The organism is Pseudomonas sp. RIT-PI-a, from assembly GCF_001187875.1.
In the GTDB taxonomy this organism is placed as follows: domain Bacteria; phylum Pseudomonadota; class Gammaproteobacteria; order Pseudomonadales; family Pseudomonadaceae; genus Aquipseudomonas; species Aquipseudomonas coleopterorum.
Genome location: NZ_LGIR01000012.1, coordinates 397,279 through 416,268, shown reverse-complemented (window position 1 = coordinate 416,268; position 18,990 = coordinate 397,279). Strand labels below are relative to the sequence as shown.

Sequence of the window (18,990 nt, the reverse complement as noted above, 5' to 3'; positions counted from 1 at the left end):
CGTGTGGCCAGGAGTGCAACGTACAGCGAGGGTGCAGCGCGAGACGAGTATTCACACCTCGACGCGCGTGAGCCTCCAGATACCGAACGGCTGGTAGCCGGGGTCGATCCGCATGAACTGGGTTTTGCCATGCCACGTCCAGCGGTGCCCGGTCATCAGGTCTTCGCCATTGGTGGATGCATTGTCGTCCAACCCCAGCTCCCACAACGGCAGCTCGAAATGGGCTTCCTGAACGTTGTGCGGATCCAGGCTGACCGCGACCAGTACATAGTTGCTGCGGTCGGCCGTGCGCTTGCCGAAATACAGGATGTTGTCGTTGTAGCATTGAAAGAACTCGACGCCCAGATGTGTTTGCAGCGCTGGGTTCTGACGACGGATACGGTTGAGCTGGGCAATCTCGGCAATGATGTTGCCCGGCGCGGTGTAATCCCGTGGTCGGATCTCGTATTTCTCCGAGTCCAGGTACTCTTCCTTGCCGGGGATCGGCGCCGATTCACACAGTTCGAAACCCGAGTACATGCCCCACAGGCCCGAGCCCATGGTCGCCAGCGCGGCGCGGATGAGGAACCCGGCGCGGCCGCTGTCATGCAGGAAAAACGGGTTGATGTCCGGCGTATTGACGAAGAAATTCGGCCGGTAGCAGTGGGCCCAGGGTGCCTGGTTCAACTGGTTGAAATAGGTGGTCAGCTCAGGCTTGGTGTTGCGCCAGGTGAAGTAGGTGTAACTCTGGGAATACCCGACCTTACCCAGGCGCGCCATCATCGCAGGCTTGGTGAACGCCTCGGCCAGGAACATCACGCTTGGGTCCTTGCTGCGGATATCGGCAATCAACCATTGCCAGAACGGCAGCGGCTTGGTGTGCGGATTGTCGACGCGAAAGATCTTCACGCCCTCCTCGACCCAACCCCAGACCACATCGCGCAGCTCGGTCCATAGACCTGGTACGGCATCAGCCGCGTAGAAGTCGACGTTGACGATGTCCTGATATTTCTTCGGCGGGTTTTCCGCGTAGCGGATGGTGCCATCCGGGCGCCAGCTGAACCAGCCCGGATGCTCCTTGAGCCAGAGGTGATCCTGCGAGCACTGGATGGCGAAATCCAGGGCGATTTCCAGCCCGTGCTCGGCAGCAGCGGCCACCAGTGCGCGGAAGTCTTCGCGGGTACCCAACTGCGGGTGAATGGCCTCGTGTCCGCCTTCGGCGCTGCCGATGGCGTACGGGCTGCCGGGATCGTCCGGGCCTGCAGTCAGGGAGTTGTTCGGGCCTTTGCGGTGCGCACGGCCGATCGGATGGATCGGCGGGAAATACAGCACGTCGAAGTTCATGTCGCGAATCATCGGCAGACGGCTGTGCACGTCGTTGAAAGTGCCGTGGCGCGCCTTGTCGTCGGTGATCGAACGCGGGAACAGCTCGTACCAACTGGCGAACTGCGCCAGTTCCCGTTCCACGTCCAGGGGGAATTCGATGCTGGTGCACAGGAAGGCACGATGATCGGCCAGGGACATCAGCGCCTGGGTATCACGCTGCAACAGCAGCGCAACCTTGGCGTCCAGATCCAGCCCCTGCAATTCATCGTGAAGCTGACGCAGCTGGCGAGACAGGGTGTCCTGGCTGCGCGCGGCGGCCTGTTCGAGGTGCAGGCGACCTTCTTCCAGTTCGAGCTCGATGGTGACGCCGGCAGCGAATTTCTTTTCCAGCTCGTAACGGTAGCTGGCGAACTGGTCGATCCAGGCATCGATACAGTAGGCATAGGTGCCGACGCTGTCGATGACCAGTTCCGCTTCCCAACTGTCGTTGCCCAGCTCGCGCATGGTCGTGCTGTGCCAGGTGTCGGAGCCGGCCTCGTGCCAACGCAGTACCACGGCCAGCTTGTCGTGGCCATCGGCATAGACCTTGGTGCTGACCGTGACGGTCTGGCCAACGATGGCCTTGACGGCGAACTGCCCACCGTCGATGGCAGGCTGGGTGTCTTCGATCACGATCCGCGGCAGCAGCAGCGCCTGGGACAGGCTCAGCACGTGGTCTGGCGCCTGTGCATCGGTCGCGTTCTGGTCCGTCGGGATAGTTTGATCAGCCGTCATCGAGCCTTGCTCCTGTGCGTCGCCTGGACGCTGTTGTGCTTGTGCAAGCGGTGAAGTGAATCGGGTTTTTCAATCGCTTAGGTTCGGAGCCGGGCCGGGTGGGAAAGTTCATATGCTTTTGCAGCTTCAGCGTCCTCGCCAGGGAGCCAAATGATGCGCCGTGGTGTCCACCGCAGGCACTACTCTTCCTCCTTGTCCTTCACTTTGCAGAGGTAGCGCCATGAGCCTTCCACTTCCACCCGGAACCCCTGATCCCAACATCGACCAGCCCAACCTGCCACCGTCGTCGCCAAGCGACGAACCCGAGGGCGTGCCCGTGCTACCCACGGTACCACCCACACCGGTTGGCGACCCACCGGCCGACCCTGTGCCTCTGCAAGGCTGAAACATCGCGGACAGCAGGCAGACGGTGCCGGTCACGTCTGTCGGCTGTGCGCGGGGCCGTCCAGGTGGCATAGTGCAGCCCTGCCCAAGACCACCAGGCCGGTAATGAAACGCTACGAGAAATTTGCCGCCCACATTGCCGAGCTGATTCGCACCGGCGTGCTCAAGCCCGATGAGCGCGTACCTTCAGTGCGTCATGCCAGCCAGACCCAGGGCGTAAGTCCTTCGACGGTGTTCCAGGCGTACTACCTGCTCGAACGCCGAGGCCTGATTCGCGCCCGGCCCCGCTCGGGTTACTTCGTCAATGCGCTGGCCGAGCGTGCTCTGCAAGAACCCCAGGTGGAAACGCAGACACTGGCGGAGTCGACCGATGTCGACGTCAGCGAACTGGTGTTCTCCATTCTCGATTCGATCAAGGACCCGAACACGGTCGCCCTGGGTTCGGCATTCCCCAGCCCCGAGCTGTTTCCCCTGCCGCGTCTGGCCCGCTCCCTGGCCAGCACCAGCCGCGCCATGCATCCGCGCGAAACGGTGACGGATCTGTCGCCCGGCAGTCCGGAGCTGCGCCGGCAGATCGCCTTGCGCTACAACATCGCCGGGATGACCCTGCCGGTCGAAGAGTTGCTGATCACCAACGGCGCGCTGGAAGCATTGAACCTGTGCCTGCAGGCGGTGACCGAGCCGGGTGACATGGTGGCCATCGAAGCACCAGCCTTCTATGCCTGCCTGCAAGTGCTGGAGCGCCTCAAACTCAAGGCCGTGGAGATCCCCACTCATCCGCGCGAGGGGCTCGATGTGGATGCCCTGGCCAATGCCCTGCAACGCCTGCCGATCAAGGCCTGCTGGTGCATGCCAACGTTCCAGAACCCGGTCGGCGCGAGCATGCCCGAGGCACGCAAGCGTCAATTGGTGGAGTTGTTGCATCAGCACCAGGTGCCCTTGATCGAGGACGATGTGTACGCCGAGCTGTACTTCGGCCAGCACGCGCCACGCCCTGCCAAGGCCTATGACCGCGACGGCTGGGTGCTGCATTGCGGTTCGTTCGCCAAGAGCCTGGCACCGGGCTACCGCATCGGCTGGGTGGCCGCCGGACGCTTTGCGCAGAAGGTCGAGCGGTTGAAGATCATGACTTCGATCTGCGCGTCGGTACCGGGTCAGGCGGCGATCGCCGATTATCTGCAGCACGGTGGTTACGATCGCCATCTGCATCGGTTGCGCGATGCGCTGCAAAGTCAGCAGCACGCGATGATGGCGGCGATCGCGCGGTACTTTCCCGAAGAGACGCGAGTAAGTCGCCCCGACGGCGGTTATTTTCTCTGGCTCGAGCTGCCGCCGCGGGTGGACTCTCTGCAGTTGTTCCGTCTCGCGCTGGCGCAAGGCATCAGCATCGCACCGGGGCCGATCTTTTCGGCCAGTGGCCGTTTCGGCAACTGCATCCGGCTGAATTACGGCACGCCGATGGACAAGGTGCAATTGGCGGCCATGCAGACCCTGGGCAACCTGGTCCACGAGTTGGCCTGACCCACGGCGGCGTCCGCCGACGCGGCTTGCACCGCTGCTACAGGGGGCGCGCACAACGTGGTTACACATTTCGCGGGGATTCGGGATGGGCAACTTGATGCTCGATTTGGCCTTATTCTGCGCGTCGCCTGCCTACGCGGCTCGCGCCGCTGCTACAGGGGAGGGTGCACGGCGTGGTTAAGCATTTCATGGGGATTCGCGATCCCCTGTAGCAGCGGCGCGAGCCGCGTCCGGTTTCAACGTAGGGCATCTGGCACACTACGGGCGCCGTCGACGCGGCTGGCGCCGCTCGTGGACCGCCAACAAATGTGTGCGATCAGCGGCTACAATACCAAGCAAGCTAGGCAATGAGAGCGACCGCCGAGGCGCCGCTCAGCCATGGGCGAACCGCTCTAGACCGGCACTTTCGATTGAAACACGAAGTCACTTGGGGCAGTCTTGCACGCAGAACGAACGGATCCTCCCTGCAACCCGCGTGTGCCGCCGTATTGACACTCATTCGACGCCACTGCTAAACATTAACTACCCAGTTAGTTTTGCCTCTTCCCCGCGCTCGCAAGCTTGCCTGCCAGGGGTAGAAACGAAGCCAACGGTTCCAATGCTTCATAATAAAAACAACGGAGACACAGCATGGCGCATGCTCAGTCAGAATCGCACGGCTCGCAGCAAACCAAGAAGGCCACCGCCAGCGGATGGGTCGGTTCCGCCCTGGAATACTACGACTTCTTCATTTATGCCCAAGCCGCGGCGCTGATCTTCCCGCAGATCTTTTTCCCCAACACCGACCCCAAGGTCGCCATCGTTGCCTCGCTGGCCACCTACGGCGTGGGCTATGTTGCCCGCCCCATCGGTGCGTTCTTCCTGGGCCACTGGGGCGATACGCGCGGCCGCAAGAACGTCTTGCTGCTGTGCATGTTCCTCATGGGTTTCGCCACCATGGCCGTGGGCCTGCTCCCCACCTACAGTCAGGTCGGCCTCTGGGCACCGGCCATGCTGGTGGTACTGCGCCTGATCCAGGGCTTCGCAGTAGCGGGGGAAATCTCCGGGGCCAGTTCGATGATTCTCGAACATGCGCCCTTCGGCAGACGAGGCTACTACGCCAGTTTCACCTTGCAGGGCGTGCAGGCCGGACAGATCTTCGCTGCGGCGATCTTCCTGCCCCTGGCCTACTTCATGCCGGATGAAGCGTTCAACTCGTGGGGCTGGCGGATTCCGTTCCTGCTCAGTGCCGTGGTGCTGATCGCCGGCTACATCATCCGTCGCGAAGTCAATGAAACCCCGGCTTTCGAAACCGTGGAAGCGCGCGCTGCCATCCCCAAATCCCCAGTCGTCGAGGCGTTCAAGCACAGCTGGCGCAACATGGGCCTGGTGATGTGCATGGCGCTGATGAACGTCATTCCGGTAGTGGCCACCATCTTCGGCGCGGCCTACGCCGTGCAGCCGGCCTACGGCATCGGTTTCGCCAAGAGTGTGTACCTGTGGATTCCGGTGGTCGGCAATATCGTCGCGGTGTGCGTGATTCCCTTCGTGGGCAATCTCTCCGACCGCATCGGTCGTCGTCCAATGATCATCGGTGGCGCGCTGAGCTCGGGCATTCTGTCGTTCTTCTACCTGTACGCGATCAGCATCCACAACGTGCCCTTGGCGTTCGGCATGTCGATTCTGATGTGGGGCGTGTTCTATCAGGGCTACAACGCGGTGTTCCCAAGCTTCTACCCCGAGCTGTTCCAGACCCGCTATCGTGTGTCGGCCATGGCCATCTCGCAGAACGTCGGCACCCTGATCACCGCCCTGTTGCCAGCACTGTTCGCAGCGATGGCGCCGCCCGGCTCCACCAACATTCCCATGGTGGTCGGCTCGCTGGCCCTGGGTGTGTGCTGCATCGCAGCGCTGGCAGCCTTCACTGCCAAGGAGACCTACCGCATTCCCATGGCTGATCTGGGCAAACCCGATGCTGCGGCGGTGGATTCCCAGGAATACGAGCGCAGTCGTCAGCAGGCGATAAGCTCGGTGCGTTGATCCGCTGACCCTCATCACCAGAAGGCCCCTGCAACCGCAGGGGCCTTCTGCATTCAGCCGCCCGGATTGGTGTATTGCGCATACACCGCGAAAACCCCGAGTATCGCCCACAGCACGCTGAACAGAAACGGCGACCTCATCGAGAACATCAACGCCCCGCGCCAGCGTTTCTCGTTCGACTCGCGCTCGCTGAACAGCGGTGATTCGTCATAGGCCGCGCCCATGGCCGGCTCGCTGTCGAGCAACTGGCTCTGCTTGAAGTGCCAGTGATCGATGATGTCATAGGCCGAGCGAATGCCCGGCCATGCGTGCAGCGAACTGACCAGACCGAACAGCGCCAACAACGGCGGCACGACCAGGGTAAAAAGCTTGCCCCACTCCGGGTTCAGGTTGGCCATGGACGAAGCGTAGGCGATGACCAGGAACGACTGCGCGGAGAGGTAGGCGTCGGTGCGGTTGGAAAGGATGGAGGTTTCGTACTGGATTTCCTTGCGGTAGAAGTCCAGACGGTCCTTGGGGGTACCGAACATCAACACATCGGCCTTGGCATCGGCCGGGGGCGTGACGTCATCGACGATGATCTTCGACATGGGTGCATTCCTCTTGCGCTAAGGCTCATAAGAAGGCCATTCGCCCAGTTGGTTCAGCCGCTTCCGATAGGACCGCGGTCCTTCAGGTACACCGCATGCGCCGCCGACGCGGCTTGCGCCGCTGCTACAGGAGTTCGCGAGGCCACCGGTACACGCAGAAAGACCTGCGAACGCAGGGAAACATCCACTTACACCTTTTGCAACTCGTCAGGTCATATGACATCCTAACTCATGCTTGAATAACCCACTGTTCCATCCACAAAAACAACAAAGGGAATTCACCCATGACGAGTACCCACTCGCTCGAAAAGAAGGCGGCCGCCCCCACGACTCGCCTGGGCAGGCTCGCCAAGATCGTCGGACCGGGCATCATTGCCGTCCTGTCATGGCTCGGCGCAGGCGACCTGATCACCTCCTCCGTGGCCGGCGCCAACTATGGCTACGCGATGATGTGGGTGCTGGCGGTGTCGCTGCTGCTCAGATTCCTCATCGTCAACATCATTGCCCGCTTCCAGCTGTGCAACAACCAGGGCATGACCATCCTGCAGGGCTACGCGCAACTGCACCCCTTCTTCGCTTGGTTCATGCTGGGGTACGCCCTGATCATGGGTCACCTGACCAATGCGTACATGATCAAGGGCGCTGGTGAAGCACTGGCCACCCTGCTGCACATCAATCAGCCGTTGCTCGCCTCCTTCGCCGTGGTACTGGGCGTGTGGCTGCTGGTAGGCCGCAACATCTACTCGCTGATCGAAGGCGTCATGAAAGGCTTGCTGGCCCTGATGACCCTGGCGTTCATGGCGCTGGCGATCATGTCCAAACCCGATGTGGGCGGCATCCTGGCCGGGACCATCGGTTTCAGCATTCCGCCGGATGAAGGCGTGCATGGTGCCCTACTGGTAGCCGTTTCGGTGATCGGTGCGGTAGCCGGCTCGATCGCCAACTTCGTGCACCCCTACGTGATGCGCCAGAAAGGCTGGGTCGGCCCGGAACACAAGCGCATCCAGCGCAACGACCTGCTGTTCGCGGTGTTCGTCGGGATCATCATCAACCTGGCCATCTGGGTGGTCGGCGCGGAAATCCTGCGTCCCAACGGGATCGAAGTGAAAACCCTGGACGACCTGGGCGCGGCGCTGCAGATGTTCTTCGGCACCGGTGGCTGGCTGATCTTCTTCGTCGGCGTGTTCGCCACCCTGTTCGCCAGCATCGCCGGCAAGACGACGGCCTTCCCCATGCTGATCACCGATGCCTTCCAGCACATCCGTCCGGAGCGTCGCGAGAAGTACGGCAAGGAATTCCATCATGACCCGATGCACAAGTGGTTCCTGCTGTTCATCCTCGTCACGCCGCTGGTGTGGTCGCTGCCGGGCATGCCTGACTTCGTGACCCTGACCATCGGCGTGAATGCGCTGAACATCATCGGCCTGCCGGTGATCTCCCTCGGCCTGCTGATCATGTCCAACCAGAAGAAGTTGCTCGGCAACTACCGCAACAACTGGTTCGAGAACATCGCCCTGGGCTTCGCCACCATCCTCGCCGTATGGGTCGCCTTCCAGCTGGGCTCGCAGCTGCTCGCCTGACCCTGCCACTGCGGACTGTGTCCGCAGTGCGCCTTTCGCGGCCGACGCTTGTTTATCGGGCATGCCGTTCGTCGGCACGCGGGCACCACTGACGTGTGCCCGCAGCCCAATGCATGACGCATTCACACGAACAAGGAGAGCTCCATGAAAAGCCTGAAACGCATCAACGCAGCCCTGTTGGCAGGTCTGCTGGCCGCCGCTGCCGTACCGGCCATGGCCGACAACAGCACCGGTCCGACCAACCCCGCCGCCAAAGGCACCGTGCCCTCGGCCGTAGGCGTACCGTCCGGCACTGGCACCAACATGCCCAATGGCAACACCGACGGTTCCAGCGCGCCGCGTGACGGCACCAGCACTCAGATCAAGCCACAGAACACCGGCAACCCGGAAGGCAGCTCCATGGGCGGCGCGGTGACCAAGCCAGAGTCCGGCAGTCATGACATGGGTGACGGGACTGGCTCTGAAGGCGGCAAGCTCTGATTGACCCTGCACGCTTGAGCCTAGGGAGAATGATATGAGCGAACACAAGACACCTGCGCCGAACGATGTCGACCGCGACACCAGCAGTGCGGCCAACGCCACGCCCAATGACCCGGCGCTTGACCCCGCCGTCCGTCCTGATTCCAACGATCCAACCACAGCCGAAGGCAATCGCTTCAGCCCGGACTTCAAGTCCGAGCCGGAAGTCGATCCTTCGACCAGTGCGGACGATGAGGAAACGGACGCCGATATCGACACCACCGGCGGCTGATCGCCGCTTCCCTTCGAAGGCCGCTCAGCGGCTGATGCGGCTGCGCTCGTTGCGTACGTCGAAAATCAGCTGCCGTGCGGCCTCCGAGCTGATCAGGCCCTGCTCCCTGAACCTCTCGACCTTGCCTATGATCTGCACTGCAGCCTGATCCAGGTCTCTGGAGGCGGCGGTGTGCAGATTGCGAATCTCCCGAAAGATGATCTGATCCACGGGTTCATTCTGCTCGGTATCCCCGCCCGCGCCGTTATCAAGCATTTCCACATCTCCCTGCATCGGTTCACGATGGGGGGGCGTCCAGCCTGTCCCCCATTCAACCTAGATGTGTACCCCGAGCAGCCTTGGGTGTGCAAGGGCCGCCATGGAATCAATTGCCCGGCGGAAGGATATTCCCGATCAACGTAGGGCCGATTAGAGGTGCGTCAAGGTGCCATGGGTGGGATGTAGGTCAACGTTGTCCCCAGCGCCCAGAGCAGGAACAGCACCAGCGGCGCGTGTACCAGCAGTTGCACGAACGAGAAGCCGATCAGGTCGCGTGCCTTCAGACCCAACACACCCAGCAGCGGCAGCATGTAGAACGGGTTGATCAGGTTCGGCAAGGCTTCGGCGGCGTTGTAGATCTGCACCGCCCAGCCCAGGTGGTACTGCAACTCGTTGGCCACCTGCATGACGTAGGGCGCCTCGATGATCCATTTGCCCCCACCCGACGGGATGAAGAATCCCAACACCGCCGAATACACGCCCATGAGCATCGCATAGGTATCGTGGGAGGCGATCTGCACGAAGAAGGTCGAGATGTGGTGAGCCAGGGTCTGCGCATCGCCGCCCTTGACCGTGGTCATGATCGCGGCGATGGAGCCGTACAGGGGAAATTGAATTAGCACGCCGGTGGTCGTCGGCACGGCACGCGCCACGGCATCGAGAAAGCTGCGCGGGCGCCAGTGCAGCAGCAGGCCGAGCATGATGAACAGGAAGTTATAGGTATTGAGCCCCGAGATGGCCGTAATCGCCGGCTTGGTGGAAAACTCGTGGAGCAGCCATCCTGCGGCGAGCAACACCAGGAAGATAGTGATCAGCGGACTGTATTCCAGCCATTCACCCGGTCGGCTGCGCTTGCTCAGCGGCGGCAGGCTGAAAGCCGGGTCGACGCCGCAGGCCTGGGCATCGCGGGCCGAGGTCGGGCCGGGCGCGGGGGCATAGGCGACCACCAGCGAGACCACTACCAGCGCCAGCAACAGCACGCCTGACTGCCAGAGGAAAATGGTCTGGGTGAACGGGATGACACCGGTGATGGACAAGATGGACGGCGGCAGGCTAGCCGGATTTGCCTGCAACTGCGCCGCCGACGATGACAGGCCCAGGGCCCAGACCGCGCCCAGACCCAGGTACGCCGCAGCGCCGGCGGCGCGATAGTCCATGCGCAGATCGGTGCGGCGCGCCAGCGCGCGCACCAACAGGCCGCCGAACACCAGGGACAGCCCCCAGTTGAGCAGCGACGCCACCATCGAGATCAGTGCCACCCAGGCCACTGCCGAGCGTCCATTGCGCGGGATGCGCGCCAGCCGGTCGATTAGTTTCACGGCGGGCGGCGCGCCGGCGACGACGGCGCCCCCGATGACCACGAAGGCCACCGGCTGGGTGAACGGGACCTGGCGCCAGACCCGTCCCCGGCCGCGGAGGCCGTGGCCGGCGGCGCGCCGCCGATGGCCATCGCGCCCAATGCGCCCAGCAGCACCGCCACGGCGGCGAATACGTAGGAGTCGGGGAACCAGCGCTCGGCCCAGCTCGAACAGCGCAGGGCGAAGCGAGCGTAGCGGCTCTCTTCCAGGTGTGCGGACATGGTGGTGTTTCCTTGTTTTTATAGTTGGAGAGCTGCAGGTGTTGGCAGGATGTTTTCAGAAACTCATTTCGATCACATCATCGGCAATGATCAACTTGCCGGCCGTTTTCGCCTTGATTTCATCGATGCTGACACCCGGCGCACGCTCCTTGAGGATGAACGCACCGTCTTCGATCTCGAGATAAGCCAGATCGGTCAGCACCTTGCGAATGCAGCCGGCGCCGGTCAGCGGCAGGGTGCACACAGGCAGCAGTTTCGACTCGCCGTCCTTGGACGCGTGGGTCATGGTGACGATGATGTTCTCCGCACCGGCCACCAAGTCCATGGCCCCACCCATGCCCTTGACCAGCTTGCCGGGGATCATCCAGGAGGCAATGTTGCCCTGCACGTCCACCTCGAAGGCGCCGAGCACGGTGAGGTCGACATGACCGCCGCGAATCATCGCGAACGACTGCGCCGAGTCGAAGATGGAGGCGCCCAGGCGCGCGGTCACGGTCTGTTTGCCGGCATTGATCATGTCGGCGTCGACGGTAGCCTCGGTAGGGAATTCGCCCATGCCGAGCAGGCCGTTTTCCGATTGCAGCATCACGTCGATGCCAGGTGGCACGTAGTTGGCCACCAGGGTCGGGATGCCGATGCCCAGGTTCACGTAGTAACCGTCCTGCAGTTCGCGCGCGACGCGCTGGGCCATCTGTTCGCGGGTAAGTGCCATGGAAAAAACCTCGTGGGAAACAGCGCAGAAAGGAAACAATCAGGCCTTGAGCGTGCGCTTCTCGATGCGCTTCTCGAAGGTGCCCTGGATCACCCGGTCGACATAGATGCCTGGCGTGTGGATATGCTCGGGCAACAGCACGCCCGGCTCGACGATCTCTTCGACCTCGACCACGGTGATGCGCCCGGCACTGGCGGCCAGCGGATTGAAGTTCTGTGCGGTATGACGATAGACCACGTTGCCGAAGTGGTCGGCCTTCCAGCCTTTGACGATGGCGAAGTCGCCGGTGATGGCTTGTTCCAGAATGTACTGGCGGCCATTGAATTCGCGCACTTCCTTGCCTTCGGCAATCGGTGTGCCGTAGCCGGTGGCAGTGAAAAACGCGGGGATGCCAGCGCCGCCGGCGCGCATCTTCTCGGCCAGGGTGCCTTGAGGGGTCAGTTCGACTTCCAGTTCGCCATCGAGCAACTGCCGCTCGAACAGCGCGTTTTCGCCCACGTAGGAGGCGATCATCTTGCGAATCTGCCGGTCTTCGAGCAGTACACCCAAGCCGAAACCGTCGACGCCGCAATTGTTGGACACCACCGTGAGATCGCGCACGCCCAGCCGCTTGATCTCGGCGATCAGGTTCTCCGGAATGCCGCACAGGCCGAAGCCGCCGGCCAATACCGTCATGCCATCGCGCAGGCCATCGAGCGCCTGTGCGTAGGTTGCCACTCGCTTATCGAGTCCAGCCATGATCGTTCGCCTTTTATTGTTTGTCATGGCGCCGTCCGTGCCGCGACGGCGTGGGTGCAGGTATCTTCTCCCCGCACGGCTAATTTGTTAATTTTGTTTTTCTTCGGTATTGATTGGTTTTCCAAATAGATGAACGTCAAACAGCTCCGCGCCTTTCTCGCCGTGGCCCAGGCCCTGAGCTTTGCCCAGGCGGGCGAAAAGTTGCACCTGTCCCAGCCTGCGCTGAGCCTGACCATCAAGGGTCTGGAAGAAGACCTGGGCGGCGGGCTGCTGATCCGTACCACGCGCAGCGTCAGCCTCACGCCCGAAGGCGAAGCCCTGCTGCCGCTGGCCCGGCGCCTGCTGGCGGATTGGGACAACACCGAGGAGTTGCTGCGCCAGCACTTCACCCTGCAATTGGGCAAGGTGTCCATCGCGGCCATGCCGTCGTTCGCCGGCAACCTGTTGCCTGGGGCCCTGCGGATCTTTCGCGACCGCCATCCACGGGTCAATGTCGCGGTGCATGACGTGATCAACGAGCAAGTGGTGGAGATGGTTCGTCACCGCCGCGTGGAACTGGGCATCGGCTTCGAGCCGGAAAGCACCTCGTCACTGGTGTTCACGCCCTTCTACACCGACCGCTTCGTGGCCGTGGTGCCGGCCGATTCGTCGCTGGCCGAGCAACCGGTACTGACGTGGGCAACCCTGCTGGCCCATGATTTCATCGCGCTGCAGCGACCTTCTGCGGTCCGTCTGCTGCTGGAAAGCGCCGTCAGCGAGGCGCACGGCAAGCTGGCGGTGGCGTTCGAAAGTCACCAGTTGAGCACCATCGGGCGCATGGTCGCCCATGGCCTGGGCGTCAGCGCGGTACCGGCCCTGTGCATCGAGCAGATGCACGAGCTGGGCGCGCGCTGTGTGCCGCTGGAGTCGCCCAGCGTCGAGCGCCGAATCGGTCTGATGCGCTTGCCGGACCACAAGCTTTCGGCCGCCGCACACGCGCTGATGGAAGTGCTGCTGGAGCACACGGCCCACCGCCGCCAATGACCCTGCCACCCGACGGTTTGAACCGCAGCCCGATGACACTGCCCAACCCACAGGCTCCGTGTAGCAGCGGCGCAAGCCGCGTCGGCGGTCCCCGCGGTATTGTGACCCACCGCGTCGAGGCCGGACGCGGCTTGCGCCGCTGCTACAAGGGGCGCTCAATTCCTTTTCCATCGAGGAGCATTGTGATGAACAGCATTGATCTGGCCGGCAGGTCGGTACCACGCATTGGCCAGGGCACCTGGCGCATGGGGGAAGATCCGGCCCATGCCCGGCAGGAAATCGCCGCGTTGCAGGAAGGCATCGACCTGGGCCTGACCTTGCTCGACACCGCCGAAATGTACGGCGAAGGCGGCTCTGAAAAAATCGTCGGCCAGGCCATCCAGGGCCGCCGTGACCACGTCACGCTGGTCAGCAAGGTCTACCCCCACAACGCCAGCCTCAAGGGCGTGGCGCAAGCCTGCGAGCGCAGCCTGCAGCGCATGCAGGTGGAGCACATCGACCTGTACCTGCTGCACTGGCGTGGTCAGTACCCGCTGAGCGAAACGGTGGACGCCTTCGAGCGTCTGCGTGAACAGGGCAAGATCGGCGCCTGGGGCGTGTCGAATTTCGATGTCGATGACATGATCGAGCTGAACGATGAAGGCTGTGCGACCAACCAGGTGCTGTACAACCTGGAAGAGCGCGGCATCGAGTTCGACCTGCTGCCCTGGTGTGCCGAGCGGGCAATGCCGGTGATGGCCTACTGTCCGATTGCCCAGGGCGGCCGCTTGCTCGACCAACCGGCATTGCGCCAGGTTGCGCAGCGCCACGGCGTCACGCCGGCGCAAGCCTGCCTGGCCTGGGTCATTCGCCGTGAAGGGGTGATCGCCATCCCCAAAGCCTCCACGGCCGAACATGTGCGCCTGAACGCCGCTGCCCTGCACGTCAAACTCGATGCCGAAGACTTCGCCGCGCTGGATCGAGCCTACCCGGCACCGCAACGCAAGCAGCGGCTCAACATGGTCTGAAGCCGCCGCGTGCCGCCGACCGAGGCGCCGTCAATCGTCCAGCGGTTGCGGCGCCTTGCTCGGTTTCGCGGCCTTGGCGGGCTTGTTCGTAGGCTCCTGTGCGGCGGCTGCGACCGGGGCTGGCGCATTGGCCTCCTTCTCGGCTGCGGGCAATTGATCGATGGTACTGAACAGCTGCGCAGGCTCGACGTAGCCCGCCTGTTCGAGCTTTTTCTCGCCATCCTTGCCCAGCAGCACGAACTTCTGACTGGAACCGGCGCCCAGCTTCAAATCACGGATCAGGGACATGGTCGCCTGGGGGTCGAGGTCCTTGCCGTCACGCTGGCCGATGGTATTGATCACGGTGTAGAGCACCATCCCGCGCTGCTTGAAGCCGTCGCGGTTGGCGGGCTCTTCCAGCGCCTTGCGCAGTTTCAGCAGGTTGGGATCCACCGAACTCGGGGCAATCACCACCAACGGTCGGGCCCGTCCACGGTCCTGGGCCAGGGGGCTATCACCGTCGGCGGCCAGCAGCGGCGCGGCGAAGGCGAACAGTGAGGCGAGGGTCAGCGACCGGATCATCATGCTCCATCTCCTTGACGTATCGATGGCCCATCATTACAGAGATTTTGCCCCCGTGCGAGCCGGGGCCAGGCGCGCGATCAGGCTGCCGCCGAACACGTTGATCACCAGCCCCACCATCACCAGCGCACCACCCCACCACTGCAAGGCGCTCAGCCGCTCGCCGAGAATCCAGGCCGAGGAGCTCAAGCCCACCACCGGTACCAGCAACGAAAACGGTGCCACCTTGCCCGCCGGATAACGCGACAGCAGCTTGCTCCACAGGCCATAGCCCAGCACCGTGGCGATGGCGGCCAGGTACACCAGGCTGCCGATGGACTTCCAGCCGATGCCCAGCAGCGACCGTTCGATCAGCGCCGGCCCTTCCAGCCACAGCGACAGCGCGAAGAACGGCAGCGGCGGAATCAGCGCACCCCAGATCACCAGCGCGACCAGGTCGATATTGCCGAAACGGCGGGTAATGATGTTGCCCATGGCCCACATCGAGGCTGCGCACAGGGTCAGCAGTACGGCCACCAGTGGCGTGGCCTGATCACTTTCCAGGCCGATCATCGCCAGCCCGCCTGCCGCCACCAATAGCCCCACCACGCTGGCCGCACGCAGGCGTTCGCCAATGAAAAGGGCGGCGAAGAACAGCGTGAAGAATGCCTGGGATTGCAACACCAGCGAGGCCAGGCCCGCGGGCATGCCGTTGGCCATGGCCTCGAACAGAAAGGCGAACTGCCCCAGTGAAATGGTCGCGCCGTAGGCGATCAGCCAGCGCAGCGGCAGGTTCGGACGGCGAATGAAGAACACCGCGGGAATCGCCACCAGGGTGAAGCGCAGACCACCCAGCAGCATGGGTGGCAGGCCGTCGAGGCCGTAGCGGATCACCACGAAATTCAAGCCCCAGACGACGATCACGATCAAGGCCAACATCAGGTCTCTAGGTGCCACGGTACCTCCACAGGTTCAGGTCAGTCCGCTCGGGGCAGCCGATCCCCCACGGGATGGCGACTGCACGGGTCAGCCGGATCATTCTTGCCCATCGCAGCCCCAGACGGGAACCTGTTTCAAAACTTTTCTGAATAGGCTCGGCCTGGGTAGCGTTCCGTGCGAGCCCAAGCTTGAGCTAGAGTGCAATCACAATGCCATTTCAGGAGGTCCGTCGATGCGCGTGTTCTGGGTAATGCTGATTGCAGTGGGCTTGTCGGGTTGTACCTCGTTCCGCGCCGACTCGGAGCACCTCAAGGCTGTCCCAGCAGATCGTTTGTCAGCCTGGCAACAGCCCTTGACGCCGTCGAGCGAACTGGTGGTGGACCGCGACATCGGCATCATGGGCGGCGGCTGCTACGTCGCGCTGCTGATCGACCGCGAACCGGCGGCGTTGATGGCCGTCGGCGAGGTGGCCACCTTTCACCTGCCGCCTGGCGAACACATCGTCGGCATCACCACCGACAAGCAAGGTGGCATGCTCTGCAGCAAGGGCCGTCTGAACCGCGAACTGCGCCTGCAGGCCAACCCAGGCGAGCGCCAGCACCTGCGTATCGTCAGCGAAGCCAAGAGCGGCTTCGGTATCGTTCTGGACCCGCGCTGATTGCGTCGACACACCTTCTCCCCCGCTGATCTGATCAGGAGTCGCCATGCCCAGCCAGCCGCTGCACCACAACGCACACCAGCAGCCCATTGGCCACCCGCTGCCCGACTGGACCGCGCGCCCTCGCCCGGCCCATGCGGTGATCGAAGGCCGCTATTGCCGCCTTGAGCCCTTGAACGTCGCGGCCCACGCCGAGGATCTGTTCCAGGGCTATTGCCAGCAGAGCGACGGCAGCGACTGGACCTACCTGCCCGTCGGACCGTTCGCCGACCTCGACAGCTATCGCACTCACCTGCAAGCCGCGGCAGCCAGCCAGGATCCGCAACACTGGGCGGTGATCGATCCGCGCAGCCAACGGGCCGTGGGCACGCTGGCCTTGATGCGCATGGACCTGGCCAATGGCGTCATCGAAGTGGGCCATGTGACTTTCTCGCCGTTGATGAAACGCACCCCCGTGTCGACCGAAGCGCAGTACTTGCTGATGCGCCTGGTGTTCGATGAGTTGGGCTACCGGCGCTACGAATGGAAATGCGATGCCTTGAACGCGCCCTCGCGCAAGGCCGCCGAGCGCTTGGGCTTCAGCTTCGAAGGCATCTTTCGCCAGGCACTGGTGTACAAGGGCCGCAACCGCGACACCGCGTGGTTCTCGATCATCGACAGCGAATGGCCAGCGCGGCGCGCGGCATTCGAACGCTGGCTGGCGACGGAGAACTTCGACGGGTCGGGCCAACAATTGACCGCATTGACCGCCTGTCGCCAGCAGGATTGAGAAACCCGGCTATCCTTGCGACTGGCGAAATGAATCGCCTTGTTGCTCACCACCTGCAGCTCCTCATTCACAAAAAAGAGAGCCGACGCTTGAAACTCGAACCCTTGCCAAAGTCGCTGATCGCCGTTGCGTTCGCGCTGGCCCCCACCTGTTTGTTCGCCGCCTCCCCCGCCCCCGTCGCCGCGCAGAACGGCATGGTCGTCACCGCCCAGCAGCTGGCCACCCACGTTGGCGTGGACGTGCTCAAGGACGGCGGCAATGCCGTCGACGCTGCCGTCGCCGTGGCCTACGCCCTGGCTGTGGTCTACCCGGCCGCCGGCAACATCGGCGGCGGTGGCTTCATGACCCTGCAGATGGCCGATGGCCGCAAGACCTTTCTGGACTTCCGCGAGAAGGCCCCACTGGCCGCCACCCCGGACATGTACCTGGACAAGGCCGGCAACGTCATCGAAGGCCTGAGCACCGACGGCCACCTGTCGGTGGGCATTCCAGGCACCGTCTCGGGCATGGAGCTGGCCCTGCAGAAATACGGCACCTTCAAGCGTGCCGACCTGCTCGCGCCAGCCATCAAGCTGGCCGACGAGGGCTTCACCCTCGGTCAGGGCGACGTCGACCTGCTGGAAACCGCCACCGAGGATTTCCGCAAGGACAGCCAGGACTCGGCGAAGATCTTCCTCAACCAGGGTCAGCCGTTCAAGGCCGGTGACAAGCTGGTGCAGAAGGATCTGGCACGCACCCTGCGGGAGATTGCCGACAAGGGCAACGCCGGTTTCTATCAAGGCTGGGTGGCCAAGGCCATCGTGGATTCGAGCCAGGCCGGCAAGGGCATCATCACCCAGGCCGACCTCGACAAGTACAAGACCCGCGAGCTGGACCCCATCGAGTGCGACTACCGCGGCTACCATGTGATCTCCGCACCACCGCCCAGTTCGGGCGGCGTGGTCATCTGCCAGATCATGAACATTCTTCAGGGCTACCCCATGGCCGAACTGGGCTATGGCTCGGCGCAGGGCATGCACTACCAGATCGAGGCCATGCGCCACGCCTACGTGGACCGCAACAGCTACCTGGGCGACCCGGACTTCGTCAAGAACCCCATCGCTCACCTGCTCGACGCCAACTACGCGACGAAGATCCGCAACAGCATCTTGCCGAACAAGGCGGGTGTCTCGGCCGAGATCAAACCGGGCTTGGCGCCCCATGAAGGGAGCAATACCACCCACTACTCCATCGTCGATCAGTGGGGCAATGCGGTTTCGGTCACCTACACCCTCAATGGCTGGTTCGGCGCACGGGTCATGGCCAGCGGCACCGGCATCCTGCTCAACGACGAGATGGACGACTTCACCTCCAAGGTCGGCGTCGCCAACATGTATGGGCTGGTGCAGGGCGAAGCCAACGCGATCGCGCCCTACAAGACGCCGCTGTCGTCCATGAGCCCGACCATCGTCACCAAGGACGGCAAGCCGGTGATGGTGGTCGGCACGCCCGGCGGCAGTCGAATCATCACCGCGACCTTGCTGACCATGCTCAACGTCATCGACTACGGCATGGACATCCAGCAGGCGGTCAATGCGCCACGCTTCCACCAACAGTGGATGCCCGACGTGACCAACCTGGAACACTTCGCCATCAGCCCGGACACGCGCAAGATCCTCGAGAGTTGGGGCCACAATTTCGGCGAGCCGCAGGACGCCAACCACCTGGCAGCAATCCTGGTCGGCGCGCCTTCACTGGGTGGCAAGCCCGTCGCCAACAACCGCTTCTACGGTGCCAACGACCCGCGCCGCAACACCGGCCTTGCCGAAGGCTATTGAGCTAATGAATACGCGGTCGGGCCAGT

The 18,990-nt window shown here is 63.1% G+C and carries 18 protein-coding genes and 1 pseudogene; 11 read left to right on the top strand and 8 right to left on the bottom strand.

What is annotated here, in order from left to right; all coding sequences use genetic code 11:
* Positions 1-51: 51 nt before the first annotated feature.
* Positions 52-2,079 (bottom strand): alpha-1,4-glucan--maltose-1-phosphate maltosyltransferase, encoded by a 2,028-nt coding sequence (locus AC788_RS08135; protein WP_049860146.1) that lies wholly within the window; start codon positions 2,077-2,079, stop codon positions 52-54.
* 220 nt (positions 2,080-2,299) lie between these two features.
* On the opposite strand from AC788_RS08135, the gene AC788_RS21855 reads away from it, so the two are divergent.
* The 3 genes from AC788_RS21855 to AC788_RS08125 all read left to right on the top strand — a co-directional run bounded on the left by AC788_RS21855 (position 2,300) and on the right by AC788_RS08125 (position 6,003).
* Entirely contained in the window at positions 2,300-2,464 is a 165-nt protein-coding gene (locus AC788_RS21855; RefSeq protein ID WP_177327955.1) for a hypothetical protein, read from the top strand.
* A 104-nt stretch (positions 2,465-2,568) separates the two neighbouring features.
* Entirely contained in the window at positions 2,569-3,984 is a 1,416-nt protein-coding gene (gene mapR / locus AC788_RS08130) for a GntR family transcriptional regulator MpaR (protein WP_049860145.1), read from the top strand.
* Positions 3,985-4,614: 630 nt separating this feature from the next.
* Positions 4,615-6,003 carry an MFS transporter gene (locus tag AC788_RS08125; RefSeq protein WP_049860144.1) on the top strand — a complete coding sequence of 463 codons (1,389 nt, stop codon included), beginning with the start codon at positions 4,615-4,617 and terminating at the stop codon, positions 6,001-6,003.
* Between the two features lie 53 nt (positions 6,004-6,056).
* Here AC788_RS08125 and AC788_RS08120 read toward each other — a convergent pair whose 3' ends face one another.
* The gene (locus AC788_RS08120; protein ID WP_049860143.1) at positions 6,057-6,593 is read right to left on the bottom strand and encodes a hypothetical protein; all 537 of its coding nucleotides are present in this window, start codon (positions 6,591-6,593) and stop codon (positions 6,057-6,059) included.
* A 284-nt stretch (positions 6,594-6,877) separates the two neighbouring features.
* Between AC788_RS08120 and AC788_RS08115 the strand changes: the two genes are divergently transcribed.
* From AC788_RS08115 to AC788_RS21785, 3 genes are all read left to right on the top strand, one after another.
* Complete coding sequence (locus AC788_RS08115) at positions 6,878-8,173, top strand: Nramp family divalent metal transporter (RefSeq protein ID WP_049860142.1); 1,296 nt, start codon at positions 6,878-6,880, stop codon at positions 8,171-8,173.
* A gap of 144 nt (positions 8,174-8,317) precedes the next feature.
* Positions 8,318-8,653 (top strand): hypothetical protein, encoded by a 336-nt coding sequence (locus tag AC788_RS08110; RefSeq protein WP_049860141.1) that lies wholly within the window; start codon positions 8,318-8,320, stop codon positions 8,651-8,653.
* Between the two features lie 34 nt (positions 8,654-8,687).
* On the top strand, positions 8,688-8,924 hold the full coding sequence (locus AC788_RS21785; RefSeq protein ID WP_049860140.1) for a hypothetical protein: 237 nt from the start codon (positions 8,688-8,690) through the stop codon (positions 8,922-8,924).
* Between the two features lie 24 nt (positions 8,925-8,948).
* Here AC788_RS21785 and AC788_RS08100 read toward each other — a convergent pair whose 3' ends face one another.
* The 4 genes and pseudogenes from AC788_RS08100 to AC788_RS08085 all read right to left on the bottom strand — a co-directional run bounded on the left by AC788_RS08100 (position 8,949) and on the right by AC788_RS08085 (position 12,211).
* The gene (locus AC788_RS08100) at positions 8,949-9,179 is read right to left on the bottom strand and encodes a hypothetical protein (RefSeq protein ID WP_049860139.1); all 231 of its coding nucleotides are present in this window, start codon (positions 9,177-9,179) and stop codon (positions 8,949-8,951) included.
* A 164-nt stretch (positions 9,180-9,343) separates the two neighbouring features.
* A pseudogene (locus AC788_RS08095) lies at positions 9,344-10,761 on the bottom strand (short-chain fatty acid transporter).
* A gap of 55 nt (positions 10,762-10,816) precedes the next feature.
* Entirely contained in the window at positions 10,817-11,473 is a 657-nt protein-coding gene (locus AC788_RS08090) for a CoA transferase subunit B (RefSeq protein ID WP_049860138.1), read from the bottom strand.
* A 39-nt stretch (positions 11,474-11,512) separates the two neighbouring features.
* Positions 11,513-12,211, bottom strand: coding sequence for a CoA transferase subunit A (locus tag AC788_RS08085; RefSeq protein ID WP_049860137.1), 699 nt, complete (start codon positions 12,209-12,211; stop codon positions 11,513-11,515).
* A gap of 129 nt (positions 12,212-12,340) precedes the next feature.
* Between AC788_RS08085 and AC788_RS08080 the strand changes: the two genes are divergently transcribed.
* Both AC788_RS08080 and AC788_RS08075 read left to right on the top strand, forming a co-directional pair.
* The gene (locus AC788_RS08080; RefSeq protein ID WP_049860136.1) at positions 12,341-13,234 is read left to right on the top strand and encodes a LysR family transcriptional regulator; all 894 of its coding nucleotides are present in this window, start codon (positions 12,341-12,343) and stop codon (positions 13,232-13,234) included.
* Positions 13,235-13,419: 185 nt separating this feature from the next.
* The gene (locus AC788_RS08075; protein ID WP_049860135.1) at positions 13,420-14,241 is read left to right on the top strand and encodes an aldo/keto reductase; all 822 of its coding nucleotides are present in this window, start codon (positions 13,420-13,422) and stop codon (positions 14,239-14,241) included.
* A gap of 30 nt (positions 14,242-14,271) precedes the next feature.
* Here AC788_RS08075 and AC788_RS08070 read toward each other — a convergent pair whose 3' ends face one another.
* Positions 14,272-14,805, bottom strand: a complete 534-nt coding sequence (locus AC788_RS08070) for a DUF4174 domain-containing protein (protein ID WP_049860134.1) — start codon at positions 14,803-14,805, stop codon at positions 14,272-14,274.
* Positions 14,806-14,838: 33 nt separating this feature from the next.
* On the bottom strand, positions 14,839-15,720 hold the full coding sequence (locus AC788_RS08065; RefSeq protein WP_049860133.1) for an EamA family transporter: 882 nt from the start codon (positions 15,718-15,720) through the stop codon (positions 14,839-14,841).
* A gap of 232 nt (positions 15,721-15,952) precedes the next feature.
* On the opposite strand from AC788_RS08065, the gene AC788_RS08060 reads away from it, so the two are divergent.
* The 3 genes from AC788_RS08060 (at position 15,953) to ggt (ending at position 18,964) form a co-directional block, all read left to right on the top strand.
* Positions 15,953-16,378, top strand: a complete 426-nt coding sequence (locus tag AC788_RS08060) for a 3-isopropylmalate dehydratase (RefSeq protein ID WP_049860132.1) — start codon at positions 15,953-15,955, stop codon at positions 16,376-16,378.
* Positions 16,379-16,424: 46 nt separating this feature from the next.
* Positions 16,425-17,147 carry a GNAT family N-acetyltransferase gene (locus tag AC788_RS08055; protein ID WP_049860131.1) on the top strand — a complete coding sequence of 241 codons (723 nt, stop codon included), beginning with the start codon at positions 16,425-16,427 and terminating at the stop codon, positions 17,145-17,147.
* Positions 17,148-17,236: 89 nt separating this feature from the next.
* Positions 17,237-18,964, top strand: coding sequence for a gamma-glutamyltransferase (gene ggt, locus AC788_RS08050; protein WP_049860223.1), 1,728 nt, complete (start codon positions 17,237-17,239; stop codon positions 18,962-18,964).
* Positions 18,965-18,990 lie beyond the last annotated feature (26 nt).